The organism is Billgrantia antri (assembly GCF_019430905.1).
GTDB lineage: Bacteria > Pseudomonadota > Gammaproteobacteria > Pseudomonadales > Halomonadaceae > Halomonas > Halomonas antri.
Window position 1 is genome coordinate 148,878 of record NZ_JAHYCA010000005.1, and the last position, 26,996, is coordinate 175,873.

General features: G+C 65.2%; 20 protein-coding genes. 7 read left to right on the plus strand and 13 right to left on the minus strand.

Translation table 11 applies throughout. The features are described 5' to 3' along the window. Positions 1–54: 54 nt before the first annotated feature. Positions 55–261, plus strand: a complete 207-nt coding sequence (gene rmf / locus KPL81_RS14325; protein WP_111412507.1) for a ribosome modulation factor — start codon at positions 55–57, stop codon at positions 259–261. Positions 262–379: 118 nt separating this feature from the next. Here the strand turns inward: rmf and KPL81_RS14330 are convergent, their stop codons facing one another. From KPL81_RS14330 to KPL81_RS14350, 5 genes are all read right to left on the minus strand, one after another. Next, on the minus strand, positions 380–1,420 hold the full coding sequence (locus tag KPL81_RS14330) for a quinone-dependent dihydroorotate dehydrogenase (RefSeq protein ID WP_219792768.1): 1,041 nt from the start codon (positions 1,418–1,420) through the stop codon (positions 380–382). Between the two features lie 127 nt (positions 1,421–1,547). Next, positions 1,548–6,386, minus strand: a complete 4,839-nt coding sequence (locus tag KPL81_RS14335; protein ID WP_219792769.1) for an NAD-glutamate dehydrogenase — start codon at positions 6,384–6,386, stop codon at positions 1,548–1,550. Positions 6,387–6,592: 206 nt separating this feature from the next. After that, the gene (trmA, locus tag KPL81_RS14340; RefSeq protein WP_219792770.1) at positions 6,593–7,702 is read right to left on the minus strand and encodes a tRNA (uridine(54)-C5)-methyltransferase TrmA; all 1,110 of its coding nucleotides are present in this window, start codon (positions 7,700–7,702) and stop codon (positions 6,593–6,595) included. Positions 7,703–7,740: 38 nt separating this feature from the next. Beyond that, a complete protein-coding gene (murI, locus tag KPL81_RS14345; protein WP_219792771.1) occupies positions 7,741–8,517 on the minus strand; it encodes a glutamate racemase in 777 nt (258 codons plus the stop codon). Positions 8,518–8,647: 130 nt separating this feature from the next. Further along, on the minus strand, positions 8,648–9,193 hold the full coding sequence (locus tag KPL81_RS14350; RefSeq protein ID WP_209478565.1) for a hemerythrin domain-containing protein: 546 nt from the start codon (positions 9,191–9,193) through the stop codon (positions 8,648–8,650). A gap of 254 nt (positions 9,194–9,447) precedes the next feature. On the opposite strand from KPL81_RS14350, the gene KPL81_RS14355 reads away from it, so the two are divergent. Then, the gene (locus KPL81_RS14355) at positions 9,448–10,791 is read left to right on the plus strand and encodes a replication-associated recombination protein A (RefSeq protein ID WP_219792772.1); all 1,344 of its coding nucleotides are present in this window, start codon (positions 9,448–9,450) and stop codon (positions 10,789–10,791) included. Positions 10,792–10,842: 51 nt separating this feature from the next. Here the strand turns inward: KPL81_RS14355 and lolA are convergent, their stop codons facing one another. Both lolA and KPL81_RS14365 read right to left on the minus strand, forming a co-directional pair. Beyond that, positions 10,843–11,469 (minus strand): outer membrane lipoprotein periplasmic chaperone LolA, encoded by a 627-nt coding sequence (lolA, locus tag KPL81_RS14360; protein ID WP_422674134.1) that lies wholly within the window; start codon positions 11,467–11,469, stop codon positions 10,843–10,845. Between the two features lie 124 nt (positions 11,470–11,593). Then, the gene (locus KPL81_RS14365; protein ID WP_338035629.1) at positions 11,594–14,674 is read right to left on the minus strand and encodes a DNA translocase FtsK; all 3,081 of its coding nucleotides are present in this window, start codon (positions 14,672–14,674) and stop codon (positions 11,594–11,596) included. A 201-nt stretch (positions 14,675–14,875) separates the two neighbouring features. On the opposite strand from KPL81_RS14365, the gene aat reads away from it, so the two are divergent. The 3 genes from aat (at position 14,876) to infA (ending at position 16,750) form a co-directional block, all read left to right on the plus strand. Next, the gene (aat, locus tag KPL81_RS14370; protein ID WP_219792773.1) at positions 14,876–15,619 is read left to right on the plus strand and encodes a leucyl/phenylalanyl-tRNA--protein transferase; all 744 of its coding nucleotides are present in this window, start codon (positions 14,876–14,878) and stop codon (positions 15,617–15,619) included. A 12-nt stretch (positions 15,620–15,631) separates the two neighbouring features. Next, complete coding sequence (locus KPL81_RS14375; protein ID WP_219792774.1) at positions 15,632–16,381, plus strand: arginyltransferase; 750 nt, start codon at positions 15,632–15,634, stop codon at positions 16,379–16,381. 150 nt (positions 16,382–16,531) lie between these two features. After that, on the plus strand, positions 16,532–16,750 hold the full coding sequence (gene infA / locus KPL81_RS14380; protein ID WP_010627817.1) for a translation initiation factor IF-1: 219 nt from the start codon (positions 16,532–16,534) through the stop codon (positions 16,748–16,750). A gap of 100 nt (positions 16,751–16,850) precedes the next feature. Here infA and clpA read toward each other — a convergent pair whose 3' ends face one another. The 3 genes from clpA to icd all read right to left on the minus strand — a co-directional run bounded on the left by clpA (position 16,851) and on the right by icd (position 21,048). Further along, positions 16,851–19,127, minus strand: a complete 2,277-nt coding sequence (gene clpA / locus KPL81_RS14385; protein ID WP_219792775.1) for an ATP-dependent Clp protease ATP-binding subunit ClpA — start codon at positions 19,125–19,127, stop codon at positions 16,851–16,853. Positions 19,128–19,267: 140 nt separating this feature from the next. After that, positions 19,268–19,651: an ATP-dependent Clp protease adapter ClpS gene (clpS, locus tag KPL81_RS14390; protein WP_209477491.1), complete on the minus strand. Its 384-nt coding sequence runs from the start codon at positions 19,649–19,651 to the stop codon at positions 19,268–19,270. Between the two features lie 140 nt (positions 19,652–19,791). Then, positions 19,792–21,048: an NADP-dependent isocitrate dehydrogenase gene (icd, locus tag KPL81_RS14395; protein WP_219792776.1), complete on the minus strand. Its 1,257-nt coding sequence runs from the start codon at positions 21,046–21,048 to the stop codon at positions 19,792–19,794. 119 nt (positions 21,049–21,167) lie between these two features. Here icd and KPL81_RS14400 point away from each other — a divergent pair, with 119 nt between their 5' ends. Both KPL81_RS14400 and KPL81_RS14405 read left to right on the plus strand, forming a co-directional pair. After that, entirely contained in the window at positions 21,168–21,776 is a 609-nt protein-coding gene (locus tag KPL81_RS14400; protein ID WP_219792777.1) for a pseudouridine synthase, read from the plus strand. Further along, the gene (locus tag KPL81_RS14405; RefSeq protein ID WP_209477486.1) at positions 21,773–22,225 is read left to right on the plus strand and encodes an NUDIX domain-containing protein; all 453 of its coding nucleotides are present in this window, start codon (positions 21,773–21,775) and stop codon (positions 22,223–22,225) included. The genes KPL81_RS14400 and KPL81_RS14405 overlap by 4 nt, the downstream gene beginning before the upstream one ends. On the opposite strand, the gene KPL81_RS14410 is transcribed toward KPL81_RS14405, so the two are convergent. From KPL81_RS14410 to KPL81_RS14420, 3 genes are all read right to left on the minus strand, one after another. Then, on the minus strand, positions 22,222–25,224 hold the full coding sequence (locus tag KPL81_RS14410) for an efflux RND transporter permease subunit (protein ID WP_219792778.1): 3,003 nt from the start codon (positions 25,222–25,224) through the stop codon (positions 22,222–22,224). The two genes, KPL81_RS14405 and KPL81_RS14410, sit on opposite strands and share 4 nt — an antisense overlap. Next, positions 25,221–26,300, minus strand: a complete 1,080-nt coding sequence (locus tag KPL81_RS14415) for an efflux RND transporter periplasmic adaptor subunit (RefSeq protein WP_219792779.1) — start codon at positions 26,298–26,300, stop codon at positions 25,221–25,223. The genes KPL81_RS14410 and KPL81_RS14415 overlap by 4 nt, the downstream gene beginning before the upstream one ends. 67 nt (positions 26,301–26,367) lie before the next feature. Further along, positions 26,368–26,973 (minus strand): TetR/AcrR family transcriptional regulator, encoded by a 606-nt coding sequence (locus KPL81_RS14420; RefSeq protein ID WP_219792780.1) that lies wholly within the window; start codon positions 26,971–26,973, stop codon positions 26,368–26,370. Positions 26,974–26,996: the final 23 nt, after the last annotated feature.

Consider the following 26,996-nt stretch of genomic DNA (forward strand, 5'->3'; position numbering starts at 1 on the left):
CCGGGGCGTGCATGTCGCACGTCCCAAATTGGTACCTTGACAAGAGGTCATCCGATGAAAAGACAGAAACGTGATCGCTTCCAACGCGCCTATCTCCATGGCTACAAGGCCGGCATCTCCGGGCGCTCCCGCGACGACTGTCCCAGTCAGGATGTCAATATACGCGAATATTGGATGAGTGGTTGGCGTGAAGGCCGAGGAGACCAGTGGGCCGGCATGACCGGCGTCTCCGGGATTCACAAGAACCCGATGGTAATGTAACGACCTTCCCAACCAACCGATCATCCCCTTGTCACCGCCAGAGTGACGAGGAAGAAGCTAAGCCCGCGCCGTGCGCGGGCTTTCTTGTATACCGAGTCTGCGGCTTTCGCATGTCGCCCTACCGAATTTCCCCCTCTCCATGCGCCCCGGCTGCCTTGAGCGCCCGTGCGCATTCCGCGACCAGGGCCGGCCCACGATAGATGAAGCCCGAATAGAGCTGGACCAGATCGGCGCCGGCCTCGAGCTTCGCCACTGCCGCCTCGCCGCTGTCGATGCCGCCCACGCCGACGATCGGCAGCTCGGGCAGGTGGCGGCGCAGCTCGCGGATCACACGGTTGGAGGGTTCGAACACCGGCCGCCCCGAAAGTCCCCCTTGTTCGTCGGCATGGGCAAGCCCGGTCACCGCTTCCCGCGACACCGTGGTGTTGGTCGCAATCACCGCATCGATGCCGCTCGCGGCGATGCTCTCCGCGACCAGCCCCACCTCCTCCGTGCTCATGTCCGGGGCGATCTTGACCGCCAGCGGCACCCGCCGGCCAGCGGCCTGATCCAGACGGCTGCCCGCTTCGCGCAGGGTGCCCAGCAAGGTATCGAGGTGCTCGCCGAACTGCAGGTTGCGCAAGCCCGGCGTGTTGGGCGAGGAGATGTTCACGGTCACATAGTCGGCATGCGCGTGGACCTTCTCCAGGCAGGTCAGGTAATCGTCCACGGCCCGCTCCACCGGTGTGGTGAGGTTCTTGCCGATGTTGATGCCAACCACCCCGTCGAAGCGCGACGCCTTCACTCGCTCGACGAGATGATCCACTCCGGCATTGTTGAAACCCATGCGGTTGATGATCGCGCCTCGCTCCGGCAGGCGAAACAGACGCGGCCTGGGATTGCCCTCCTGCGCCTTGGGTGTGACGGTACCGACTTCGACGAAACCGAAGCCGAGTGCCCCCAGCGCATCGAGATGATCGGCATTCTTGTCCAACCCCGCCGCCAGTCCCACCCGATTGGGGAAGCGCAGCCCCATCAGTTCCACCGGATCGTCGACACGCGCCTCACCCAGCAGCCCCGCGAGCTTGAAGCGATGGGCCAGGTCCAGAGCCGAGAGCGCATGGCCGTGGGCGGTTTCGGCATCGAGGCGAAACAGAATCGATCGGGCAAGCGCGTACATGGGGGCTCCTGAGGCTGGCAATGGGCGAAGCGGGCGGATTATAGCAGTGCCGCAAGCCCAAGACGACGCACCCCGCCCTATCGGCGGGGTGCGTCGGGCATCACCGGTTGAGGTGATTTCGGCCCATTCAGCCTTCGCCGTTGCTTTCGGCCAGGTCCACCAGTTCGCGCACGGCCACGGCGAACAGCGGGAAGCTCGCCTGGCTGCCGCTGCGGACTTCGGCGATCAGACGGCACCAGCGATCATGCAGCGAAGCATGCATGGCCAGCCAGTTGTCGACGCGCTCGTCGGGCTCGCGGCCGTCCTCGGTCTTGAGCACGCTGGTGGTAAGCGCCAGTTGCTGGCGATCGATGTCGTCGCGGAATGTCTCGCGGGCCTGGGCCTGCCAGCTGTCGCGGACGTCGAGGTTGCTGACCTGCTGGATCATCCAGGGCAGCTCGAGGCGGTCACCGATCTCGAAGAAGACCTCGGCAACACGTTGCGGCTTCTCGTCGGTCTGACGCGCCGCCTGAATGATGCCCAGTGCGCCGTAGAGGCTGCCCGACGCCGCCACCGTAGCCGCCAGATCCTCGGGCACGCCGGCCTCGAGGAGTTCGCCACGCTTCCGTTCCCAGCGGCTGCGCTCCTCGCCGCGCAGCAGCTCGCCGATGCTCTCCTGCAGCTGGGCGACCCGCGGCGCAAAATACTCGATGGCATCGCGAGTGGAAAGCCCCAGCCGCTGGCGCAGGAACCAGCGAGTGGTACGCCGGATAAGCCGCATCAGGTCGAGCATCATGGCGTACTGCACCTGACTCGACACCCGGTTGTCTAGCGCTTCGATGCGCTCCCACAGGTCGGAGAGCTGGAAGCTGTCGCGGGCGATGATGTAGGCGCGCGCGATGTCGGCGGCGCTGGCCCCGGTGGAGTCGATCAGGCGACGCACGAAGACGATGCCCATGTGATCGACCAGATCGTTGGCCACCTGGGTGGTGACGATCTCGCGCTTGAGGCGGTGAGCGTACATTTCGTCATGGAAGCGCTCGACCAGCACGCGAGGGAAGATCCGTTCCACGTACTGCTGGATATAGGGATCGTCGGGCACGTCGGAGGCCAGTACATCACCCTTGAGTACGCTCTTGGCATAGGAGATCAGCACCGAGAGTTCCGGGTGGGTCATGCCCTGGTCGGCATTGACCCGCTCCTGCATCTCGTCGTCGGAGGGCAGGAATTCGAGCTCGCGGTCGAGCTGGCCGGCAGCCTCCAGCTCGCCGATGAAACGCCGGTAGGGGCCGATGCCATAGCGTGACAGGATTTGCGACAGGTCCAGTGCTTGGGTCTGGCGGTAATTGTCGAGAATGACCAGTTCGGCGACCTCTTCGGTCATGTCGGCCAGCAGTTGGTTGCGCTGCTTCTCCGTCATGTCACCGCGCTTGACCACTTCATCGATCAGGATCTTGATGTTGACCTCATGGTCGGAGCAATTGACCCCGCCGGCATTGTCGATGAAATCGGTATTGACGAGCACACCCCTGGCGGCCGCCTCCATGCGACCTCGCTGGGTCAGGCCCAGGTTGCCGCCTTCGCCGACCACCCGGCAGTTGAGTTCATTGCCGTTGATGCGCAGCGCATCGTTGGCCTTGTCGCCGACCATGGCATCGGTTTCCTGACTGCCCTTGACGTAGGTACCGATACCGCCGTTCCACAGCAGGTCGAAGTGCGACTTGAGCATGGCGCGGATCAGGTCGTTGGGCGACAGGCGCTCCTCCTCGATACCGAACACTTCCTTCATCTGCGGCGAGATTGGGATCGACTTGGCACTGCGCTTGAATACTCCTCCGCCCTCGGAGATCAGCGACGCATCGAAGTCCTCCCAACTGGAGCGCGGCAGCTGGAACAGCCGCTGCCGCTCGACGAAGGTAGCGGCGGCGTCGGGGTGCGGGTCGACGAAGATGTGCAGGTGGTTGAAGGCGCCCAACAGGCGAATCTTGTCGGAGAGCAGCATGCCGTTGCCGAACACGTCGCCAGCCATGTCGCCAATGCCCAGGACGCTGAACTCTTCCTGCTGGGTGTTCAGGCCGAGGTTGCGGAAGTGGCGCTTCACCGACTCCCAGGCCCCGCGCGCGGTGATACCCATCTTCTTGTGATCGTAGCCGTTGGCACCGCCGGAGGCGAAGGCGTCACCCAGCCAGTGACCGTACTCGGTGGAGATCTCGTTGGCGATGTCGGAGAAGGTCGCTGTGCCCTTGTCGGCCGCCACCACCAGGTAGGCATCGTCGTCGTCATGACGCACCACGTCCCTGGGTGGAACCACTTCGCCGCCGACGAGGTTGTCGGTCACATCGAGCAGCGCCCGGATGAAGGTCTTGTAGCAGGCGATGCCCTCCTGCTGGATGGCATCGCGATCGCCACCTTCGGGCAGGCGCTTGCAGACGAAGCCACCCTTGGCGCCCACCGGCACGATGACCGCGTTCTTGACCTGTTGCGCCTTAACCAGCCCCAGCACCTCGGTGCGGAAGTCTTCCTGGCGGTCCGACCAGCGCAGCCCCCCACGGGCGACCTTGCCGCCACGCAAATGAACCCCCTCGACTCGCGGCGAGCAGACGAAGATCTCGAAGGCCGGACGCGGCTTGGGCATGCCGGTGACCCGCTTGGGGTCGAGCTTGTAGGCGATATAGTCCTTGAACTTGCCGTCGGCGGTGCGCTGATAGTAATTGGTACGCAGCGTGGCGCGGATCAGCTCCATGAAGCGGCGCAGCAGCTGGTCGTCGCTGAGGCTGGCGACACCGTCGAGGTGTCGATTGATGCGTTCGATACAGGCCTGCACCTCGCCTTCGCCAGGACGCTGCTCGGGATCGAAACGCAGCTTGAACAGGGTCACCAGTTCGTGGGTGATCTCCGGATAGCTGGTCAGCGTGGCGGCGATGTAATCCTGCGACATGCCGAAGCGGATCTGCTTCAGGTAGCGGGCGTAGCCGCGCAGCATGGCCACTTCGCGCCAATCCAGGTTGGCGGCAATCACCAGCCGGTTGAAGGCGTCGTTCTCCGCCTCACCGGCCCAGATGCGCTTGAACGCCTCGATGAAAGGCTCGCGCATCTTCTGCAGGCTGACCTCGGTGGCGGTATGGTGCTCGAGGTCGAAGTCGTGCAGCCAGTAGCGCATCTCGGGGGTAACGAATTCATAGGGACGTTCGCCGATCACGCGCAGCCCCAGGTTCTCCATCACCGGCAACACGTCGGAGAGCGGGATCGGGCGGTCACGCTGGAACAGCTTGAGGTTGACACCGCTGCCCTCCTCCTCCACCAGGCGGTAAAGGGTGAGCGCCAGCGGCTCGCCGGCATCGAGGTCGGCCAGGTGCTGCAGATCGAATACCGCGGTGCGCGAACCGAAGTCGTCGCGATAACTGGCCGGGAAGGCATCGCGGAAACGGTCCATCAGGCGGTTTGCCTGCTCCTCGCCGAACCCCTCCACCAGCGCTTCGTGCAGCTCGTCGCGCCAGCTGCGGGCCAGTTGGGCGACCTTGGCTTCCAGGCGCTTGAGGTTGACCTCGCGGGGCGTATCGCCGCGGAAGCGCAGAATGAACTGGATACGGGCGAGGATCGACTCGGAGAGGTAGGTATTGAAGTCACCGAAGGTCGCGTCGAGTTCCTCGCACAGCAGGTTCTGGATCCGCACGCGCAAGTCGGTGGAGAAGACATCGCGCGGCACGAACACCAGGCACGAGTGGAAGCGCCCGGAGCGGTCAGTGCGAATGAACAGCCTCACCCGCCGACGCTCGCGGATGTCGAGAATTCCCAGCGCCGTGCGCGCCAGCTCCTGGGTATCGATCTGGAACAGGTCATCGCGCGGATAGACCTCGAGGATCTGCAGCAGCTGCTTGCCGTTGTGCCCCTTGGGGTTGAAGCCGGCGATCTCCATCACCGCCTTTAGCTTGTGTCGCAGCAGCGGGATGTTGCGCGGCGACTCGTTGTAGAGGCTGGAGGTAAACAGGCCGAGGAAGCGGTGCTCGCCGATGACCCGCCCTTGCTCGTCATAGCGGTCGACCGAGATGTAGTCCGGGTAGGTGGGGCGATGGACCCGGGCATGGTGCGAACTCTTGGCGAAGGAGAGCAGTTGGGGCACCAGCACGAAGCGGTTGCCCTCGATGCCGAGCTCGGTACGAATGCGCTCCTGGTAGCGCGGCAGGTCGAGGCGGAACACGCCGAGTTCACTGCCCTCGGCCTTGACCAGCCTGTCGCCGTCGGCATCGGACTCGATGGTATAGGCGTCATAGCCCAGGAAGGTGAAGTTGTCGCGCACCAGCCACTCGAGGAAGGCGATCGCCTCTTCATGGTCAATCGGCTCGATCTGCTCGGGACGACCGGCCTTGAGTTCGGCGACGGCCTGACTGGCGCGCTCGCTCATCGCCTCGTAGTCACCCACGGCGATGCGCACGTCGCGCAATACCTCTTGCAGCGACTGCTCGATGTCGGCCAGTACCTCGGGATTGGAGTGCCGGTCGATCTCGATGGCGATCAACGACTCACGTTTGGCAGGGGCGTTGGCGTCACGCGGTGAGCCGACCTGCAGCAGATCGTGCCCGCGATTGCGCTCCACCGCCAGCACCGCGTTGTGAATGGCATGCACGGTCAGGCCGCGCCGGTTCAGCTCGATACGCACCGAGTCGACCAGAAACGGCATGTCCTCGTGCAGCACTGCAACGAAGGTGTGCGAGGATTGCCAGCCGTGCTCCTCGAAGTCGGGATTGAAGACGCGTACCTTGGGCGAGGCGTGATCGAAATGCTGTATGAAGTGCCAGACCGACAAGGTGGCGCCATAAAGGTCGTCCAGGCGGCGGTCAGCCAGATCCTCCAGCGGCACCGTGGCATAGAAGTGGCGGGCGAACGCCTCCACCTCTTCGGCCCGCCCCTTCTCGAGTCGGCTATCCAGGCGTTCGCGCAGCTGCTTGAGAATTTCCTGCCGGCCAACTTCGATCGTCTCGTATTGCATCCCTCACCTCGGCTGCCTGGGGCCGTGTCGCGGCCCTGGGAAAGAATCGGCGTGACTCGCGGCCACGTGACGGGAAGCTTACTGCAGCCCTGCGCCACACCCTATCGACTTGCCAGCCTTCTCATGGAGCATGTCGCTTGTGCATCGAGACGGTACGTTTCGCTACTTGACAACGCCTGTTGCTTTCTATCCGAACGAGTCGGCCTTCAGGCGGAAATTTTCTCCAGCAACACCCCGCATTCACAGTGATGAGTCCAGGGGAACTGATCGAACAGCGCGAAACGGGACATTCGATGAGTGCGGCTCAGCGCTTCCAGGTTGCGCTCCAATGTCTCGGGGTTGCATGAAATATAGACGATTCGCGAATATTCGCTCAGTTGGCGGCAGCTCGCCTCATCGAGGCCTGCGCGGGGCGGATCCACCAGCACGGTGGAGAAGTCGTAGCCTTCCAGCGCCATCTCGCTGACTCGCCGCCCGCCCTTTTCTCCCTTGAGCGCCGCACTGAACTCTTCTGCCGACATGCGCCCCACCATCACGTTGTCGATGCCATTGGCGCCCAGATTCTGCTGAGCACTCGCCACCGAGGTGCGCGAGATCTCGGTGGCCAGCACACGGCGGAAGTTCTCGGCCAGCGCCACGGTGAAATTGCCATTGCCGCAGTAGAGCTCAACCAGGTCGCTCGCCTGGCTGCCGCGGGTCACGTCTCGCGCCCAGGCCAGCATGGCGCGACAGATCTCGGCATTGGGCTGGGTGAAGCTGTTTTCCACCTGCTGGTAATGGAAGGTACGCCCTTCCACCTCAAGGCGCTCCCAGACGTGATCGCGCTCGAGCACCAGCCGCTGCTTGCGTGAGCGTCCGATGATCTTGATGTCGAGCCGCCGCTGGAGACGCCGCGCCTCCTCTTCCCAGGTCGAATCCAAGGGCCGGTGATAGACCAGGGTCACCAGGGCCTCTCCGGAGAGGGTGGTGAGGAACTCGACCTGGAACAGGCGTCGGCGCAGCACGTCGCTCTCCAGCAGCGCCTCGCGCAGGCGTGGCATCAGCTCGTTGATGCGCCGACTGGCGACGGGGTAATCGTCGAGGCGGATCACCCGCTTCTGCTTGGGATCGTCAGGCTGGACTTCGAACATCGCATAGAAAAGATCATCGCCTTCATGCCACAGGCGAAACTCGCAGCGCTGCCGATAGTGGCTCGGCGGCGAGGGAAAGACCTCCAGCTCGGGCGGGTCGAAGCGTTCGAACTGCTGAACGATGCGCTCGCGCTTGGCCGCGAGCTGCTGGTCGTAGCGGGCAGGGTCGACAACGGGAATGGACACGGCATCTCCAGTCGTGTGCAGGGCGTAGGGAAGAGGAATCAGCCGACGATCAACAGCTGCGGTTCGTCGAAACCGAAGCCGGCCAGCGCTCGGGACAGGCCGGCATCGGGCGACGTGGCCAGGCTCCGGTCACGCCCCGCCCTGGTTGCCGGATCGCGCGCTACCTGTACCGTGCGGCGAGCAATGGCATCGCTGGAATCGACCAGACGAACCGGCCGCGGAAACGCAGCGGCAAGCCGTTCGCCAAGCAGCGGGAAGTGCGTACAACCCAGCACGACGGTATCGAGATCGGACTCCTGCCACAGCGGCGCCGTAACAGCCTCGATGATGCTTGGGTCCGGCTCGTCGCCGGCCAGCAGACGCTCGGTCTCGTGCACCAGGGGATCGGCGGCCACGCGAGTGACCCGACAGTCGGCAGCGAAGGTCTCGATCAGTCGGTCGGTATAAGGACGCGCCACGGTGGCGCTGGTCGCCAGCAGGCCGATGTGCCGGCTGACGCTCATGGCCGCGGCAGGCTTGATCGCCGGCACCGTACCCACGACCGGCACCGTCAGGTGCGCGCGCAGGGCATCCAGCGCCAGGGTACTGGCAGTGTTGCAAGCCACCACCAGCGCACAACAGCCGCTGGCCGCGACTGCGGCCTCGCAGACCGCAAGAATGCGCGTCACCAGCCAGTCATCGGGGCGCGTGCCGTAAGGCAGCATGGCATTGTCGCAGGCATACACCAACGCGGCATTGGGCAGGCGATGCCTCAGCGGGGGGACGACCGACAGACCGCCGACGCCGGAGTCGAAGATCAGTATCGGGCCGGACATGGCGAAACGGAACTCATGGATGTCGCTCGGCTGCTACCAGAATGGGTCGATTAACAGAGTGGACCTATTCTAGCAGCATGCCGAGCGAGCAGAAGCCTCCGTTGACCGATTCGCCGCGTGTCGACCGTCGTCAGGCAGCCGGCTCCTCGGCTTCGCACAGCTCGGCATAGAGTTCCGGGTAGGCTTCCTGAAGCCGCTCCAGCTTGGCCGCCGCATCCTCGGGCAGCGCCTGGGCCAACAGCTCCAGATCATGATCGCCGAAGTGATCGCGGATCAGGGGGAAGAGAAGCTCACGCTCATCGCGTAGATAGGCGCGATGCGCATCCAGGTAAGCCTTGAGGTCCTCGGCGAAGCGGTCCATCGGGATCACGGCATCCATCAGGATCATGTCGATGTCGTTGGATAGACGCATCAGGCGCGGCTTGAGTGCCTGGTAATCGCTCGATAGTCGATCAATGAGCTCGCTGCACTCGGGCACGACCACCCGCAACCTCTCCGAACAGATACGCTCCAAGGGAATGGTGAACCCTTCCATGTAGTCGAGGATGTAGTCGACAACCTCGCGGACCAGTTGGAAATTGGGGCGTTCACCAGCCACCAAGGCCTTCTGCTTGAGCTGAAGAACGTGCAACATGCGCGCCATATTGGCATGATCCTGACGCAACTGGGTCAGCATGGGCATGTCGAGGCCTCCTCTAACAGCGATGAGCGGATATAGATCTTGGATTCCTGGGACGGAAGCAGGTTCAGTCTTGTCGCTTCCGGGCTACGGCCTCGTCGCAATCAAGACACGGCACGGAATGGCAGGATGCAGTCTCAACCCTAGACCCTTTGGCTGGATCCCGCACATCGCCCAAGGTCGTATTGCAACCCACAGAGATAGTGCTAGCCGGCTGACCGGCATCACACGGCAGCAGGAGGAAAAACATCATGGACCTTTTCGGCCAGGCGCCCGACGATTCCGCCCCGCTGGCCTATCGCATGCGCCCGCGGCGCTTCGACGACTACGTTGGCCAGCAAGCCCTCGTCGGGCCGGGCAGGCCGCTGCGGCGCATGGCCGAGACCGGCAGCATACGCTCGATGATCCTGTGGGGACCGCCCGGCACCGGCAAGACCACGCTGGCCGAGATCCTCGCCGAACATTCCGGAGCGCACCTGGAGCGGCTTTCAGCCGTAATGGCCGGGGTCAAGGAGATCCGCGCCGCTGTGGAGCGAGCCGGTGTCATGCAGGGCCAGGGCCGCCCCACTCTGCTGTTCCTCGACGAAATCCACCGGCTCAACAAGAGCCAGCAGGACGCCCTGCTGCCCCATGTCGAATCGGGCCTTTTGACGCTGATCGGCGCCACGACCGAAAATCCTTCCTTCGAAGTCAATTCCGCGCTGCTCTCGCGCGCCCGGGTGCACGTGCTCACCTCACTCGACGAGAGCGAACTCATCGAGGTGATGCGACGCGCCCTGCGTGACGAGGAGCGCGGGCTGGGCAGGCGACGCATCGCGGTCGACGACGAGGTGCTGGGCATCCTGGCCCGCGCCGCCGCCGGCGACGCCCGGCGCGCCCTGGGCATGCTGGAAACCGCCTGCGACTTCTGCGTTTACGAAGGAGACGGTGAACGGCTGCCGCGCGAGGCGTTGGATACCGCACTCGGCCATCAGACCAGCGCCTTCGACAAGCAGGGCGACCATTTCTATGACCTGCTCTCGGCGATCCACAAGTCGGTACGCTCGTCGCGCCAGGACGCAGCGCTGCTCTACATCGCCCGTTTCATCCAGGGCGGCGGCGATCCGCTCGACGTCATCCGCCGACTGGCGGCGATCGCTTCCGAGGATGTGGGCAACGCCGACCCGCGTGCCCTGCCGCTGGTCATGGCAGCCTGGGACGCCTACCTGCGCCTGGGCGACTACGAAGGCCAGCGCGCCATCGCCCACGCCGCCATCCATCTCGCCATCGCGCCCAAGAGCAATGCCATCGACCAGGCGTGGAAGCGTGCCAAGGCGTACGTTGCCGCCCAGCCACGCCTGGAGGTGCCTACCTACCTGCGCAACGCTCCCACCAAGCTGATGGAGTCTCTCGGCCATGGCCATGGCTATCGCTATGCTCATAACGAGGCGGAGGGCTACCCCGCGGGCAGCGCGCACGACTGCTGGCCTGACGACCTGCCGCGCGAGGCCTTCTACCAACCCAGCGAACACGGTCAGGAGAAGCGCTACGCCCAGTTGATGGCCTGGCGCGCCGAACTGGATGCCCGTGCCGACGAGAGCGGGGAAGAGGGGTAGAAACGCCAGCGCCGCCTGCTGGGCGGCGCTGTCGATGGGCTCGGTACTGCTTCAGTGGCTGTCGCGGATCACGTCGGCTCCGTCGGGAATCTCGAACGCGAACCGGCTGTCGTCGATGCCCTGGTTGGTACGCACCTCGCTGAACTCGATGACGGTTTCCTGGCCGGTGCTGTCGATCATCTGCAGTGCGGCGAGACGTTCCTCGTTGAAGGTCATGTGCAGCTCCTCGAATAGCGTATCGGCCGCCTTCGGCACCAGGCGGAAAGTCTCGCTACCGCCCTGCTGCTGACGCGACACCTCGTAGCTCTCGGTCAGCTCGCCGGCGCTGCCGGAAAGCAGCAACGCCGGAGTATGGGTGACCCGCTCGTCGAGCGCCTGCACGGTAACCTGCTCCAGGTCGGGGTCGTAGAGATAGACCTCGCTGCCATCCGAGACCACTTCCTGCTGGTAGGGTGCGTCGACTTCCCAGCGAAACTTACCGGGGCGCGACAGCCACATGTGGCCGTTGGCCTGCTGCAGGCGCTCGCCGCTGCCGTCCAATATCAGCTGCTCGAAACGCGCCTCGACGGTCTCCAGCGGCTCGAGCATGCGGGTAAGGCGCTCGGCGCCTTCGCTGGCCATCGCGGCGGCCGGCATGAGAACGGTCAGGGCCAGTGCAGCTACGGTCTTCTTCATCATCGATTGTCTCTCCCTGGGCGGTCCAAGTGGATCCTGTCTCTCGGACCCGCGGCGCGCCGGCGGGTTGCATGCCCGCCGGCGCTTTCATGATTGATGCATGGTTGTCGCCTGTCGACGACGCGGGTCAGTTGCCCACCGGCGGCGGCGCCAGCACTTCGCGACCGCCGTTGGAGCCCATCGAGGAGACCACGCCGGCCGCCTCCATGGCCTCGACCAGACGCGCCGCACGGTTGTAGCCGATCTTGAAGCGGCGCTGTACCGCCGAAATGGAGGCCCGGCGACTCTCGGTCACGAACTGGACCGCCTCGTCGTAGAGCGCATCCTGCTCGGCATCGCCACTGCCCTCGCTGCCATCGGCCTCGAGCCCGGTCAAGGCCTCGGCCGACACACCTCCGGCGAGGATCTCGTCGATGTATTCCGGTTCACCGCGGCGCTTCCAGTCCTCGACGACCCGGTGCACCTCGTCGTCATCGACGAAGGCGCCATGCACGCGAGTCGGCAATCCGGAGCCGGCCGGCAGGTAGAGCATGTCACCATGGCCCAGCAGGTTCTCGGCGCCACCCTGATCGAGGATGGTGCGCGAATCGACCTTGGACGACACCTGGAAGGCCATGCGGGTGGGGATGTTGGCCTTGATCAGGCCGGTCACCACGTCCACCGAGGGCCGCTGGGTGGCAAGAATCAGGTGGATGCCGGCCGCTCGCGCCTTTTGCGCCAGACGCGCGATCAGTTCCTCGACCTTCTTGCCGACGATCATGAACATGTCGGCGAACTCGTCGATCACCACCACGATATAGGGCAGCTTCTCGAGCACCGGCGGCGACTCGTGCATCTCCCACGGCTGAGGCTCCCACAGCGGGTCGGCCACCTGGGCACCGGCGCGCTCCGCCTCGTCGAGCTTGCCGTTGAAGCCGGCGATGTTGCGCACGCCCATGGCAGCCATCAGCTTGTAGCGCCGCTCCATCTCGGCCACGCACCAGCGCAGCGCGTTGGCGGCCTCCTTCATGTCGGTGACCACCGGCGCCAGCAGGTGTGGAATGCCGTCGTAGACCGAGAGTTCCAGCATCTTGGGGTCGACCATGATCAGTCGCAGCTCTTCGGGAGTGGCCTTGAGCAGCATCGAGATCAGCATGGCGTTGACCCCCACCGACTTGCCCGAGCCGGTGGTACCGGCCACCAGCAGGTGGGGCATCTTGCCCAGGTTGGCCACTACCGGGCCGCCGCCGATGTCCTGTCCCAGTGCCAGAGTCAGCGCCGAGGCCTCCTGCTGGTAGCGGTCGGAGTCGATCACCTCGCGCAGGCGAATCATCGCCCGGTGCGGATTGGGGATCTCGATGCCCACCGTCGGCCGGCCGGGAATCACCTCCACCACGCGCACGCTCTTGACCATCAGCGAGCGCGCCAGATCCTTGGCCAGATTGCTGATCTTCGACACCTTCACGCCGGCCGCGGGCTTGATCTCGAAGCGCGTGATCACCGGCCCCGGCCAGGTGTGCACCACCTCGGCCCTGACCCCGTATTCGCGCAGGCGGGTCTCGAGCAGCTCGGCCATGTCGGCCAGCTGTTGCTCAGTGTAGTTCTGCTGATGCGGCTCGGCCGGCGTCAGCAGGCGCAGGCTGGGCAACTCACCGTCCGGCTCCGGCATGTCGTCGAGGACGGGGCGCTGGCTCTGCAGGTGCTCCACCGTCCACAGCGTCGGCCCGTCCGGCTCTTCGGCAGCCTCGCGCGCCTGTTCTGCCGTCGCCACGCGGCCTTCATGTGCATCGCCCTGTGGCTGAGGTGCCGCATCACGCCAAGCTCGCAGCCCTTCGGCCTGATCGGCGTAGCGGCTCGTCGCCTCGTCCTGCGCTTCCTCCTCGTCCGCATGCCACTCCGTCGTCGAGGCGGACTCGACGTCCGTATCGTCGTCCCGTGCCTCGTCCTCTAGGCCGATGTCGTTCCAGCTCAGGCGCGGCTCGTGCACATCGGCCGGTTCTTCCGGCTGCAGTTCACCCAACTCCGGCTCGCGCCGGGCCGGCTCTTGACGCTCGCCCAGTCGGGTCTTGCCGGCCTCCCGGGTCGGCACGGACGTATCGGCTTCCGTTGGTCGAACGCGGTCGGCACTGTCGCCAGAGGAAGCGACTTCATCCCCCTCCGTTGCGCGCAGCGGCATGGCAGCGGTTGGGGCAGGCTCATCGTCGCGGCTCGCCTTGAGCACCGTGGTAGCCAGCGACGCCTCGGCGGCGCGTGTACCACCGAGGCTCGGTTCCGGAGGCGCCATCGAGGCTGCGGCCGGTCGCGCTGCCGGTGTCGCCTCGCCCTGCCTTGCGCTGTAGGCGGCCTCCGGGCGCTTGGCCGAAGGTGTACGCTCGGGCACGTCCCAGGGAATGTCGGTATCGCCGTCGTCACCGAACGAGGGCGCCAGGCCCGGCTCGCGCTGTCCTGTCTGCTCCGCGGCCGTCATCGGATCGCGGCGGCGCCAGAAGCGCCAGCGGCGGCGGGGTGAATCGGATGGTGCGTCCTGCTCGGCCACTTCCTCCGCCAGGCTGTCATCCTCGTCCCAGTGCGGTTCATGCCGGTCTCGGGACAGGCAGAAAGGCGTGGCCGCCCAGCGCCAAAGGCGCAGGGAGCGGTGGCCGAGCTCATCCATTACCGTCAGCCAGGAGACCCCGCTGAAGAGCGGAAAACCGCAAAGCATCGCCACCACGGCCAGCAGGCCGGTACCGCCCGAATCGACCAGCGGCACCAGGGCCCCCACCAATCCTTCGCCGAGAATGCCCCCCGAGGCATAGGGCAACAAGCTCTCGGGACTATAGAAGTGCAGCGCACCCAGGGTGGTCGTTCCCAGCAGCAGCAGCACCAGGCCACCCAGACGCACCGCCACGGCGGTCGCATCCCATTCGAGCCTGACCTTGCGAGTACGAATCAGCCACCAGCCGGCGAAACCCAGCATACCGGGCCACCACAGCGCACTGGCACCGAACAGGGAATAGAGCACGTCTGCCAGCCAGGCGCCGAAAGGGCCCATCCAGTTGGCGACGGCGGTCTCCGGTCCTCGGCGGGACCAGCCTGGATCCGTCGGCTGGTAGCTGAACAGCGCCAGCAGCAGGAACACGCAGGCTGCCAGCAACAGGATGGTTGCCCCTTCCCGGGCCACGCCATGCAGATGAAGCGCCAGGCGCGTGGTCGGCTGCTGGGAGTCCTCCTCCGCTGCGCGCCGAGGCACGCCCTTTTCCTTTACACTCAACTCGCCAACCCCCTCGCACCGTAGCGGAACGGTGCCTTTCCAACTGACACGAAGCAAAATGAATCAGCCGCCATCATACCGGGACTACAGCCCCCGGCACAGTGGCCGCGACGGTTGCTTGAGCCAAATCGGCTCAAGCGGCAGACTAGTGAAACCAACGCTTACGAGGAGCGCCACTGCATGCTGTCCTGGCTTCCCCAGCGCCCTGTGCACTTTCCTCCCGTCTCGCGTGCTCTGCGCGACCCGGAGGGCCTGTTGGCAGCGGGTGGGGAACTGACTCCCGAATGGCTGCTGGCCGCCTACCGACGCGGCATCTTTCCCTGGTACAGCGACGATCAGCCCATTCTGTGGTGGTGCCCCAACCCTCGCATGGTGCTGTTTCTCGACGAGTTGCGCGTGTCTCGCAGCCTGGCCAAGCGACTGCGCAACGCCGACTTCATGGTGACCTACAACCGGGAGTTCAGCCGCGTCGTCGAGGCCTGTGCGGCTCCGCGCCGGGGGCAGCCCGGCACCTGGATCACCGCAGAAATGCATGCCGCCTACGTCGCGCTGTACAGGCTCGGCCATGCACGTTCGGTGGAAGTTTGGCATCAGGATGAGCTGGTCGGCGGGCTCTATGGCGTGGCCATGGGGCCGGTATTTTTTGGCGAATCGATGTTTTCACGCGCAAACGATGCCTCAAAGGTCGCCCTGGTGCATCTGGTGCGTACCATGCGTGCCGGCGGCGGTCGACTGATCGACTGCCAGATGCATACTCAGCACCTCGCCAGACTGGGTGCGCGGGACATCGCCCGCACCGAGTTCATCAACTATCTTGAATCATGCCTGGCGACGCCTGAGGCCACGGAAAGCCAGCATCCGCTGCCCTGCTGGGCGCTGCCCGATGACCCGGCCTGCGTCGAGACCTTGACCGCTCTCACTTAGGAGGCGAATCACGTGAGCAGCAATACGCCTCGCCACCCGATTAGGGACCTTCGCTTCTTCCTGACGGTGCCCCACGCTTGCAGCTACCTCGAGGGCCGCGAAGCCACGACCCTGTTTCTCGACCCTCAGGAATCCCACGGCCTGGGTATCTACGATTCACTCGCCCTGCTGGGCTTTCGACGCAGCGGGCACCACCTGTACCGACCGCACTGCGAAGGCTGCAACGCCTGCGTTTCGGTGCGCATCCCGGTCGAGGACTTCCAGCCCAGCCGCAGCCAACGCAAAGTGGCGAGGCGCAATGCGGACCTACACCTGATCGAGCGGCCGGCACTGTTCGACCCCGAACACTATGCTCTCTACGAGCGTTACATCGAGACGCGCCACTGGGACGGCGACATGTATCCGCCGACCCGCGAACAGTATCGAACTTTCCTGACCCTGGACGAGCCCTACGCGCGGCTGCTCGAGTTTCGCCTGGGCGATCGCCTGCTTGCCATCTCCGCCTTCGACCGCCTGGAGCACGGCCTCTCCGCCATCTATACCTTCTTCGATCCAAGCGTCGAATGGGAACGCCGCTCGCTGGGGACCTTCGCCGTCCTTAGCCTGGTCAACGCGGCCTATCGCGAGGGGCTACCCCACGTCTACCTGGGCTACTGGATCCGCGATTGCCGCAAGATGGCTTACAAGGAGGCCTACCGCCCCTTGGAAGTGTTGGAGGGCCGACACTGGCGGCGCTTGTTGACCACGACGGCATCAACGTGATTCGGCCCGCTTTGCCTTGACGCCCGGCTTGCGGCACAATATCGCGCTATCCTTGGCACGGGGGCGATACCCAGAGCCTCCGATGCCGTGCTGCACACAAGCCGATGCACAGACACGGCACACCAACGTCATTAGCGAGGAACTGCCTATATGGCACGTGAAGACCATATCGAAATGGAAGGCGTCGTCGTCGACACCCTTCCGAACACTACCTTTCGCGTCGAGCTGGAGAACGGCCACGTCGTGACTGCCCATATCTCGGGCAAGATGCGCAAGAACTACATCCGCATTCTCACCGGCGACAAGGTCAAGGTCGAACTGACCCCCTACGACCTTACCAAGGGCCGCATCGTCTATCGCTCGCGCTGATTGTACGGCAGGGTACGCGACGACGACGCCCGCTCCGATACGACAACGCCCCGTCTGAAGACAGGGCGCTGTACGAGGATCGAAGCAGGATCCGGGAACGTCAGGGAGCGTCGGCCATTTCCGACTCCGTGGATAGATGCAACTCGCCATCCTCCACCGTGACGTGCACCACCCCGCCGTGTTCGGATAACTCGCCGAACAGGATCAGCTCCGCCAGGGGCTTCTTGAGCTTGTCCTGGATCAACCTCGCCATGGGCCTTGCGCCCATGCTGGGGTCGTAGCCCTTCTCGGCCAGCAGATCCCGTGCGGCCATGTCCACATCCAGCTGGACCCGCTTCTCGTCGAGCTGCGCCTGCAGCTCCACCAGGAACTTGTCGACCACGCTGCGCACCACCGAGGTGGGCAGGGAGTGGAACTGGATGATGCCGTCCAGGCGGTTGCGGAATTCCGGCGAGAAGGTCTTGCGGATCACTTCCATGGCATCGGTCGAATGGTCCTGGTTCTGGAAGCCGATGGAGCGGCGTGCCTGCTGCTCGGCCCCGGCGTTGGAGGTCATTACCAGGATGACGTGGCGGAAATCCGCCTCGCGGCCGTTGTTGTCGGTCAAGCGGCCGTGATCCATCACCTGCAGCAGCAGGTTGAAGACCTCCGGATGCGCCTTCTCGATCTCGTCGAGCAACAGCACGCAGTGCGGCTGCTTGGTGATCGCCTCGGTCAGCAACCCGCCCTGATCGTAGCCGACGTAGCCCGGAGGCGCGCCGATCAGCCGCGACACGGTGTGGCGCTCCATGTACTCCGACATGTCGAAGCGCACCAGCTCGATCCCCATGATTCGTGCCAGCTGGCGCGCCACCTCGGTCTTGCCCACCCCGGTGGGGCCGGCGAAGAGGAAGCTGCCCACCGGCTTGTCGGGGGATTTGAGGCCGGCCCGCGACAGCTTGATGGCGGCGGAGAGGCTGTCGATGGCCTCGTCCTGGCCGAACACCAGCATCTTGAGGTCGCGGTCGAGGTTTTCGAGCAGCTTGCGGTCGGAGCTGGAGACGCTCTTCGGCGGAATCCGCGCGATGGACGCCACTACCGCTTCGACCTGATCGACGTCGATGGTGTCGACCCGCACTTCGGGCGGCAGCAGCCGCTGGTGAGCGCCGGCCTCGTCGATCACGTCGATGGCCTTGTCGGGCAGGTGGCGGTCGTTGATGTAGCGATCCGCCAGCCGCGCCGCACTCTCCAGGGCCGCGTCGGTGTACTTGAGGCGATGATGCTCCTCGAAGCGCGAGCGCAGCCCCTTGAGGATACGAATGGTGTCATCCACCGAGGGCGCCATGACGTCGACCTTCTGGAAGCGGCGCGCCAGCGCCCGGTCCTTCTCGAAGATGCCGCGAAACTCCTGGAAGGTGGTGGAGCCGATGCAGCGCAGCTCGCCCGAGGAGAGCAGCGGCTTGAGCAGGTTGGAGGCATCCATCACGCCGCCCGAGGCCGCCCCGGCACCGATCACCGTATGAATCTCGTCGATGAAGAGAATGGCGTTGGGCTGCTTCTTGAGCTCCGCCAGCAGGCTCTTCAGACGCTTCTCGAAGTCACCGCGGTACTTGGTGCCGGCCAGCAGCGCACCCATGTCGAGGGAGTAGACCACGGCGTCACCGATCACCTCGGGGACATCCTCCTCGACGATACGCTTGGCCAGCCCCTCGGCAATGGCGGTCTTGCCCACGCCGGCCTCTCCCACCAGCAGCGGGTTGTTCTTGCGCCGCCGGGCGAGGATCTGAATCACGCGCTCGAGCTCGTGCTCACGGCCGATCAGCGGATCGATCTTGCCCATCCGCGCCTGTTCGTTGAGGTTGGTGGCATAGCCCGTCAGCGGATTGGCACTGGTCTCGCCGCCGCCCTCCTCGGCCTCCTCGGCGTCGCTGGGCGACGACGAGGGATTCTGGCCGTGACCGGCCACCTTGGAAATGCCATGGGCGATGTAGTTCACCGCATCGACCCGGGCCACGTTCTGCTGCTTCAGGAAGTAGACCGCCTGGCTCTCCTGCTCGGAGAAGATCGCGACCAGCACGTTGGCTCCGGTTACCTCGCTCTTGCCGGAGGACTGCACGTGAAATACGGCACGCTGCAGCACGCGCTGGAAGCCCAGCGTCGGCTGAGTCTCGCGATCGCTCTGGTCCTCGGGGATCAGAGGTGTGGTGGAATTGATGAAATCCTGCAGGTCGGACCGCAACTTGTCGAGGTTGGCCCCACAGGCTCTCAGCACGTCTGCCGCTGATGCGTTGTCGAGCAGTGCCAGCAGCAGGTGCTCCACGGTCATGAACTCGTGCCGCTTGGAGCGGGCCACGGTAAACGCCGTGTTCAGGGTCAGTTCAAGTTCTTTGCTCAGCATGGCAGTCCCCTTCTCGCCGCTTAGGGCTTGCATCGGATCTTTCGTGGTCCGGCACCTTCAACATCGGGCACAAACGCTGCCGTTGCAAGTCTCTTCACTCAACGACTGCCATTCCTACCCCGTCTCGAGCAGACCGGGAGTCAGTCCGCCGCCTCGATATCGCTGAGCAGCGGGTGCTGACATTCTCTTGCATATTGATTGACCTGATGGCTTTTGGTTTCCGCGATGTCGCGGGTAAAGATGCCACAGGTGGCCTTGCCCTGGGTGTGCACGGTGAGCATCACCTGTACGGCGGTCTCGCTATCCATGTGGAAGAAGCTCTGCAGGACTTCCACCACGAACTCCATGGGGGTGTAGTCGTCGTTGTGCAGAATCACCTTGTACAGCGGCGGGCGGGCCACCTCGGGATCGGCCGGCTGAACCGCCAGGTCGCCGTCGTCCTCCTGCTCGGGACGCACAGGCCGCGTCATGCCAGCCACGACACCGATCGGTTCCCACACGTCCGGGTCTTCTGTCTTGAACATAAAAGCCACACACCATCTCGGCAAGCCGGCCAACTCGAGTCTCAGGTTAGACGACGACGGGCCGACAGGGTTCAGGTTGATACGCAAAAGGCCCCCGCTCGCCAAGCGAGCGGGGGCCCCGATGGGATCCGGCAGGCCGATTACATGTTGTCGGCGACGGCCTGTCCGAACTCGGAGCACTTGAGTAGCTTGGCATCGTCCATCAGGCGATGGAAGTCGTAGGTGACCTCGCCCTTGGAAATGGCCTTCTCCATACCCTTGAGCACCAGATCGGCGGCCTCGACCCAGCCCATGTGACGCAGCATCATCTCGGCGGAGAGGATCAGCGAGCCGGGGTTGACCTTGTCCTGGCCGGCATACTTCGGCGCGGTGCCGTGAGTCGCCTCGAACATGGCCACGGCGTCGGCCAGGTTGGCGCCCGGCGCGATGCCGATGCCGCCCACTTCGGCCGCCAGGGCATCGGAGAGGTAGTCACCGTTGAGGTTCAGGGTGGCGATGACGTCGTACTCGGCCGGACGCAGCAGGATCTGCTGCAGCATGGCATCGGCGATGACGTCCTTGACCACGATGGTCTTGCCACTCTTGGGGTTCTTGAACTGCATCCACGGGCCGCCGTCGAGCAGCTCGGCACCGAACTCCTCCTTGGCCAGCTCGTAGCCCCAATCCTTGAAGGAGCCTTCGGTGAACTTCATGATGTTGCCCTTGTGCACCAGGGTCACCGACTCGCGGTCGTTGTCCACGGCATACTGCAGGGCCTGGCGCACCAGACGCTTGGTGCCTTCCACGGAGACCGGCTTGACGCCAATACCGCAGTTCTCGGGGAAACGGATGTTGGTCACACCCATCTCCTCGCGCAGGAACTTGATCACCTTGTCGGCCTCGGCGGTACCCGCCTTCCACTCGATGCCGGCATAAATGTCTTCGGAGTTCTCGCGGAAGATGACCATGTCGACGTCGGCGGGCTTCTTCACCGGGCTCGGCACACCCTCGAACCAGCGCACCGGGCGCAGGCAGGTGTACAGGTCGAGCTTCTGGCGCAGCGCGACGTTCAGGGAACGAATGCCGCCGCCCACGGGCGTGGTCAGCGGGCCCTTGATGGAGACCACGTAGTCCTTGACGGCTTCGAGGGTTTCTTCCGGCAGCCAGGTGTCGGGGTCGTAGACCTGAGTGGCCTTCTCGCCTGCATAGACCTCCATCCAGTGGATCTTGCGCTCGCCGTTGTAGGCCTTCTGCACGGCGGCATCGATGGCGATCTTCATGGCCGGCGTCACGTCGACGCCGATACCGTCACCCTCGATGAACGGGATGATCGGATTGCTCGGCACGTTCAGGGTGTTGTCGGCGTTGACGGTAATCTTCTCGCCGCCTTCAGGGACGACAATTTTCTGGAACCCCATTGAGAACTCCCCTGTCTGGTCTGTTCAGTGGAGCGCGGAGTATAGCATTCCCCCTGACTCTCGGAGTAGGCTTGCCTCCATAATTTGTCGACAATCTATGGTAGCAAGACCTTCGTCGAATGAGCTCCATCTATCTCCTGCACAAGCCCTACCGCATGCTGTCACAGTTCACCGACCGGCGTGACGCGGGTGGGAAGCCGCGCGCCACGCTGGCAGACGTCCTCGACGTGCCGGGCATCTACGCCGCCGGACGGCTGGACTATGATTCAGAAGGACTGCTGCTGCTGACCGACGATGGCGCGCTGATCCAACGCATTAGCGATCCACGGCACAAGCAGCCCAAGACCTATCGTGTGCAGGTGGAGGGCACGCCAGACGAAGCGGCACTGGCCGCTCTGCGTCATGGCATCGAGCTCAAGGACGGTCCAACCCGACCGGCCAAGGTCCGGCGCCTGGCGGCAAGCGGCCTGCCGGAACGCACGCCACCGGTGGACCCTAAGCGCCATCCGGCGACGACCTGGCTGGAACTCACCATCAGTGAGGGGCGCAATCGCCAGGTGCGGCGCATGACGGCCCATGTCGGTCATCCGACCCTGCGCCTGGTCCGCGTGGCCATCGGCCCCTGGCGACTGGATGGGCTGGCCCCGGGTGAATGGCGCAAGGAAACCCTGCATGCCCCGCGCAATACGCCAAGGCGCTCACCGCGCCGCCAAGGAGGTCATCGATGAGCCGCTGGCACCCGCACGTTACCGTGGCCACCGTCGTTGAGCGCGCCGGCCGCTTCCTGATGGTGGAGGAAGCCCCGAGAGGCAGCCAGACCACCTTGTTCAACCAGCCCGCCGGGCATCTCGAGCCCGGCGAGCGAATCCAGGAGGCGGCGCTGCGCGAGCTGCGCGAGGAGACCGCCTGGCAAGTCGGCATCACCGACTATCTGGGGCTTTACGTCTACCGGACGCCGAATGGCGAGACCTTCCATAGCCACGCCTTCTTCGGCATGGCCCTGGCGCATCTGGGCAACCCGCTCGACCCCGCCATTCTCGCCGTTCACTGGCTGACCCTGGAAGAGGTCGAGGCGCTGGAGCGCGAAGGACGTTTACGCAGCCCGCTGGTGCTGCGGCGAATCCGCGATGCGCTGGCCGGATATTCGTATCCCATGGAGGTCATCCACGAGCGTTAACTTCTTATTAGTAGGCGGTACAGCGCCGGAATCACCAGCAGCGTCAACAGAGTCGACGCGACCAGCCCGGAGATGATCGCCCAGGCCATCGGCGGCCACAGCGTCGACTGCGTCAACGTCAGCGGCACCAGACCAGCCACGGTGGTGGCCGTGGTCAACAGTACCGGACGCGTACGCCGCGCCACCGCTGCCACCACAGCCTCCTTCACGTCGTAACCCTGCTTGCGATTGGCGTTCATCAAGTCGATTAGCACGATGGCGTTGTTGACCACGATACCGACCAGCGCCACCACTCCGAGCATGGCGGTGAAGCCGAATGGCTGGCCGGTCAGCCAGAGTCCCGGCACCACGCCGATGACCGACAGCGGGACGGTGGTCAGGACGATCGCTAACTGACGGAAGGAGTTGAACTGGGCCAGCAGAAAGATCACCAGCAGCAGGCCGCCGACCGGCAGCGTCTGGAACAGTGCGGTGTTGGCATCGCCGGCCGACTCGGCCGCACCGCCCACGGCATAGCTGACGCCGGCGGGCAGGTCGAGCTCCTCCAGGCGCGGCAGGACCTCGCCAAGCACCCCTTCGTAGGTCCAGCCGTCGGCCACCTCGGCCAGCACCACCGTCATGCGGCGCAGATCCCGGTGCTGAATTATCGCCGGGCGCCAGTCCAGCGCCAGGGTGGCTACCTCACCGAGCGGCACCGGGCGGCCATCGTCGGCGGCCAACCGTAACCCCTCCAGCCCATCGGTGGAGAAGCGCTCGCCCTCGGGCGAGCGCACCAACAGCGGCGCGGGATCGCGCCCGGCACGCCAGACACTGACCTCGATCCCCCGGCTGGCACCGGCCAGAGCCGCGGCCACGTCGCGCCTCGTCAGGCCGTACTCGGCAGCGCGAGCGTCGTCGGTCTCGACTCGCAGCGTGGCCAGCCCCTCGCCCAGGCGATGACGTGCATCGCGCGCTCCCGCGGCCTCGCGCACCACGCTCAAGATACGGCCGGCGGCGTCGGCGAGCGCGGCGCGATTCTCGCCATAGACGCGGATCTCCACCGGGGCTTCAAGCGGCGGCCCCTGGCCCAGGCGCCGAGCCACCACCTCGGCTTCCGGCATCCACTCCGGCGCCACACTTCTCACCCAGTCCATCAGTCCGGCCAGATCGTCGGCACCCTCGGTCTCCACCACCAGCCGTGCCAGATGCGGCTGGCGCGGCTGCTCGACAAGGTTGTAATAGAAACGCGGGCCGCTGAAGCCGACGAAGCGATGCACCGCCCTCACCGTCGGTCGCTCGGCCAGCGCGATGGCCAACACCTCGGCCTGATGCGCGGTGGTGTCGAGATGAGTCCCCTCGGGGAAATTGAGGTCGACGACCAGTTGGTTGCGATCGGTATCGGGAAAGAAGTCCTGATCGAGCAGCGGCATCATCGCCAGCGCCCCCACCAGCAGCATGCCGGCACCCACCAGTATCCAAACTGGCCAACGTACGGCAGCCCCGCCGACTCTCTCGCCCCACGCCTGCAACCGCTCGCGCCGCGCGACTTGCCGCGGCTTGAGGATACCCGCGGCGAAGACCGGGGTGACGAACACGGCATACGCATAGCTCACCGCCAGGGTCAGCATCACCAAGATCGGGATGGCACGGGTGAAGTCGGCGGTATTGCCGCTGGAAAGCAGCAGCGGGACGAAGGCCGCCAGGGTGGTCCCCGTGGCCGCCAGCAGCGGTGTGGCCAACTCGCGTACCGAGCGGGTCACGGCCTGGGCTGCCGAGCGGCCCTGGTCGCGGTGCCACTGGATGTTTTCCACCATGACGATGGCATTATCCACCAGCATGCCCAGTGCGATCACCATGCCGGCGACGGCGATCTGGTGCAGCACGCCGCCGCCCATGGCATAGAGAGCCAGCGAGGAGAAGGTCACTAGCGGCACGACCACCATCACGGCCAACCCCAGCCGCAGCCCCATGGCCAGGAACAGCAGCACGCCGAGAATCCCGATACCCATCAACAGCGAGACGCCGAGTTCCGCCAATCGCCGTTCGACCCAGCGCGGCTGGTAGAACGTCTCCTCGATCGCAAGCGGCGCATAGGCCGGGCGCAGCTCCTCCACCAGCGCGCGCAGTCGCGCGCCGAAGCGCGCTGCGTTGACCCGATCGCTGGAAAGCACCAACCCCAGCGCCACCGCCGGCCGGCCATCGTGCCATAACCGCTCGGTAGCGGGCTCCCGGGGAGCGAGGTGAATATCGGCCAGCTGACCCAGCGGCACCTGATCGCCCCAAAGGGTGCGTATCGGCGTGGCGGCAAGCTCTTCCAGCGAGCCAAACTCGGTGCGCGGGTCGAGCACCAACGAGCGCCCACCGATCGACAGGCTACCGCCGGGGGTGGTCAGGTTACGCGCCGCGAGCTGAGTGCCCAGGGCACGGGCGTCGAGCCCGGTCAACTCGGCCAGCGTGTCATCCCAACCGATCGTCACCTGCTGGCCCGGATCAGCCAGCACGTCGATGCGAGCAATCTCCTTAAGCCGGAACAGGTCGCGGCGCAGCCGCCTGGCCGCCTCGCGCAGCTCGAGAAGGTCGTCGGAACCGGTCACAGACAGGACGATACCATGGGCATCCGAGTCCCGATCACTGATCTCTGCCTCGCCCACTCCATCGGGGAACTCTCGGCTCGCCCGGTCGACGGCGATGCGAACCCGCTCCCAGGCGGCATCGGTATCGTAGACGTGCTCGTGCATCTCGAGCGTAACGTGAGCAACGCCAAGTCGCGCAGTGCCGATGATGTCGTTGACCTCCTCGATCTGGGCCAGCTCCTCCTCCAGCGGGTTGAGCACAAGACGCTCGACCTGCTCCGGCTCGGCGCCGGGATAGGGCACCAGCACCTGGCCGAAGCGATAAGGAAAGAACGGATCCTCCTGGCGGTCCATCGCCACCCAGGCCGCCAGCCCCAGCAGCGCCAGCAGGAGCGTCACGGTCAGGATCAACCGCTTGTAGCGCAGCGAGGCGAGCAGCCAACTCATGGCAACACCCTCACTCGATCCCCCTGCTCCAGACGACCCTGCCCTGCCGTCACCACTCGCTCACCCGAGGCGAGTGACGACGCCGTGACCGAAACCCAACCATCGACCAGACGGCCCGTCGTCACGGCCACCTGTCGAACCGTGTCGTCATCGCTCAGCATCAGAACATGCGGCGCATGCCCTCCGGGATCGACCACCGCCGCCAACGGCACCTGGAGGACTGGCGGAGCGGCGAGCGCAAGCTGCACGCGCAAGGGCGCCCCCAGCGCCGGGGCAGACTCGGAGTCGATAGCGACGATCACCGGTGCCATGGCCTCACCCGCACGCCCCACGTGCGCCACCCGGCCCGCCAAGCGCTGTGCCGTCGACAGCGACGTCAGTGTTGCCTCCTGCCCCACCTCGAGCCGGGCGGCAAGATGTCCCGGCATGCGAATCTCGACTTCACGTCCGCCGAGCCCGGCCAGCTTCAGCACGGGCTGCCCCGCCGCCACGAAATCACCGGGCTCGACCTCGAGGTCGGTCACCTCGGCCGCGAAAGGAGCCCGCAGAGTCAGTTCATCGAGCTGCGCCCGTGCCTCGTCCCGCTGCGCCACGGCCTGCTCGCGTGCCTGGGCGGTAGCCTCACGCTCCGCGCGCAGGCGGTCCAGTTCCTCCTCGGCGCTGAGATTGCGTTCACGCAGGGCCCGCGCACGCTCCACGTCACGCCCCAGCCGACTCAGGCGGGCATCGAGCTCACGCACCCTGGCTTCGGCGGCCGCCAGCGCTGGCGCCAGGGCCGGGTTGTGCAGGGTGGCCAGGGGTTCGCCCCGCTCGACCCGTTGCCCCCGCACCACGAGCCGCTCCTGCAACACACCACCATGCAAAAAGGCGGGTTCGGCGCGCTCGCTGGCCCGCACCGTACCGGGAAAGCGGTAGCTCACCGCGTCCTGGGACAAGCGCACCGCTTCCACGCGTACGCCAAGTAGCGGCACCTCATCCCGGACGACCTGAGCGGGAGTCGCATCACAGCCCGTCTGCAGCGCCGCGATCAACGCCATCAAGGCCACCAGGCGCCCTCCTCCCCTCTGCACTGTCATTGTCATTCTCCTCTACGGGACGACCGCATGAACTGGCCGGCCGGTCAGTTCATGCCGAAAAAAATACTCACTCCCGGGGCGTTACCCCTTCCATGAAGATCTTGAGGAAATCCTCCAGAAATGCCGCATCGCTGCCCATGCCCGGCCAGTGCTGGTGATGGCACTTGGCCTCGAACCACTGGGTGCAGGTCATCACGAACATGGCGATCACATGGGTGGGATTGATGTCCTTGCGCAGCAGCCCGCGACTTTGGGCCTGGCGCACCCACTCGGCCCCCGCGCCGACGAGCTGGTTGTCTAGCTCGCCGCAGTGGCTATCCCCTTCCAGGTGGGTCCAGGCAAACAGCCGCACCACGCCGGGGTTGTCACGCAGGAAATGGAAGTAGGCTTCCACCGAACGGCGCAGCAGTGCGGCGTCCGGCTCGCCGGCCTCCTCCAGCATCGCCATCTGGGCCGTGAAGTAGCGCTCGAAGGCGCGGTTCTTGACCGCCTCCCAAAGCTGCTCCTTGCTGCCGAAATGGTGATGGATCAGGCTTTTGGTGACCTCGGCCGAGCGCGCCAGCTCGCTGAGCTTGACGGCGGAAAAACCCTGCGCGACGAACAGGGTTTCGGCCGCATCGAGAATGCGCGTACGGGTCAGCTCGGGGTCGCGGGTCTGGGCTCTTGGTGTCATGCGCCGACGATAGCGCTAACTGG

Bases quoted from the DNA above. Each gene is read 5' to 3' on its own strand.
- icd (WP_219792776.1), bottom strand. From the start codon at position 21,048: ATGGGGTTCCAGAAAATTGTCGTCCCTGAAGGCGGCGAGAAGATTACC.
- KPL81_RS14400 (WP_219792777.1), top strand. From the start codon at position 21,168: ATGAGCTCCATCTATCTCCTGCACAAGCCCTACCGCATGCTGTCACAG.
- aat (WP_219792773.1), top strand. From the start codon at position 14,876: ATGCTGTCCTGGCTTCCCCAGCGCCCTGTGCACTTTCCTCCCGTCTCG.
- KPL81_RS14350 (WP_209478565.1), bottom strand. From the start codon at position 9,193: ATGCTGACCCAGTTGCGTCAGGATCATGCCAATATGGCGCGCATGTTG.
- infA (WP_010627817.1), top strand. From the start codon at position 16,532: ATGGCACGTGAAGACCATATCGAAATGGAAGGCGTCGTCGTCGACACC.
- KPL81_RS14355 (WP_219792772.1), top strand. From the start codon at position 9,448: ATGGACCTTTTCGGCCAGGCGCCCGACGATTCCGCCCCGCTGGCCTAT.
- KPL81_RS14420 (WP_219792780.1), bottom strand. From the start codon at position 26,973: ATGACACCAAGAGCCCAGACCCGCGACCCCGAGCTGACCCGTACGCGC.
- clpA (WP_219792775.1), bottom strand. From the start codon at position 19,127: ATGCTGAGCAAAGAACTTGAACTGACCCTGAACACGGCGTTTACCGTG.
- rmf (WP_111412507.1), top strand. From the start codon at position 55: ATGAAAAGACAGAAACGTGATCGCTTCCAACGCGCCTATCTCCATGGC.
- murI (WP_219792771.1), bottom strand. From the start codon at position 8,517: ATGTCCGGCCCGATACTGATCTTCGACTCCGGCGTCGGCGGTCTGTCG.
- KPL81_RS14415 (WP_219792779.1), bottom strand. From the start codon at position 26,300: ATGACAGTGCAGAGGGGAGGAGGGCGCCTGGTGGCCTTGATGGCGTTG.
- KPL81_RS14410 (WP_219792778.1), bottom strand. From the start codon at position 25,224: ATGAGTTGGCTGCTCGCCTCGCTGCGCTACAAGCGGTTGATCCTGACC.
- KPL81_RS14335 (WP_219792769.1), bottom strand. From the start codon at position 6,386: ATGCAATACGAGACGATCGAAGTTGGCCGGCAGGAAATTCTCAAGCAG.
- KPL81_RS14330 (WP_219792768.1), bottom strand. From the start codon at position 1,420: ATGTACGCGCTTGCCCGATCGATTCTGTTTCGCCTCGATGCCGAAACC.
- clpS (WP_209477491.1), bottom strand. From the start codon at position 19,651: ATGTTCAAGACAGAAGACCCGGACGTGTGGGAACCGATCGGTGTCGTG.
- lolA (WP_422674134.1), bottom strand. From the start codon at position 11,469: ATGATGAAGAAGACCGTAGCTGCACTGGCCCTGACCGTTCTCATGCCG.
- KPL81_RS14405 (WP_209477486.1), top strand. From the start codon at position 21,773: ATGAGCCGCTGGCACCCGCACGTTACCGTGGCCACCGTCGTTGAGCGC.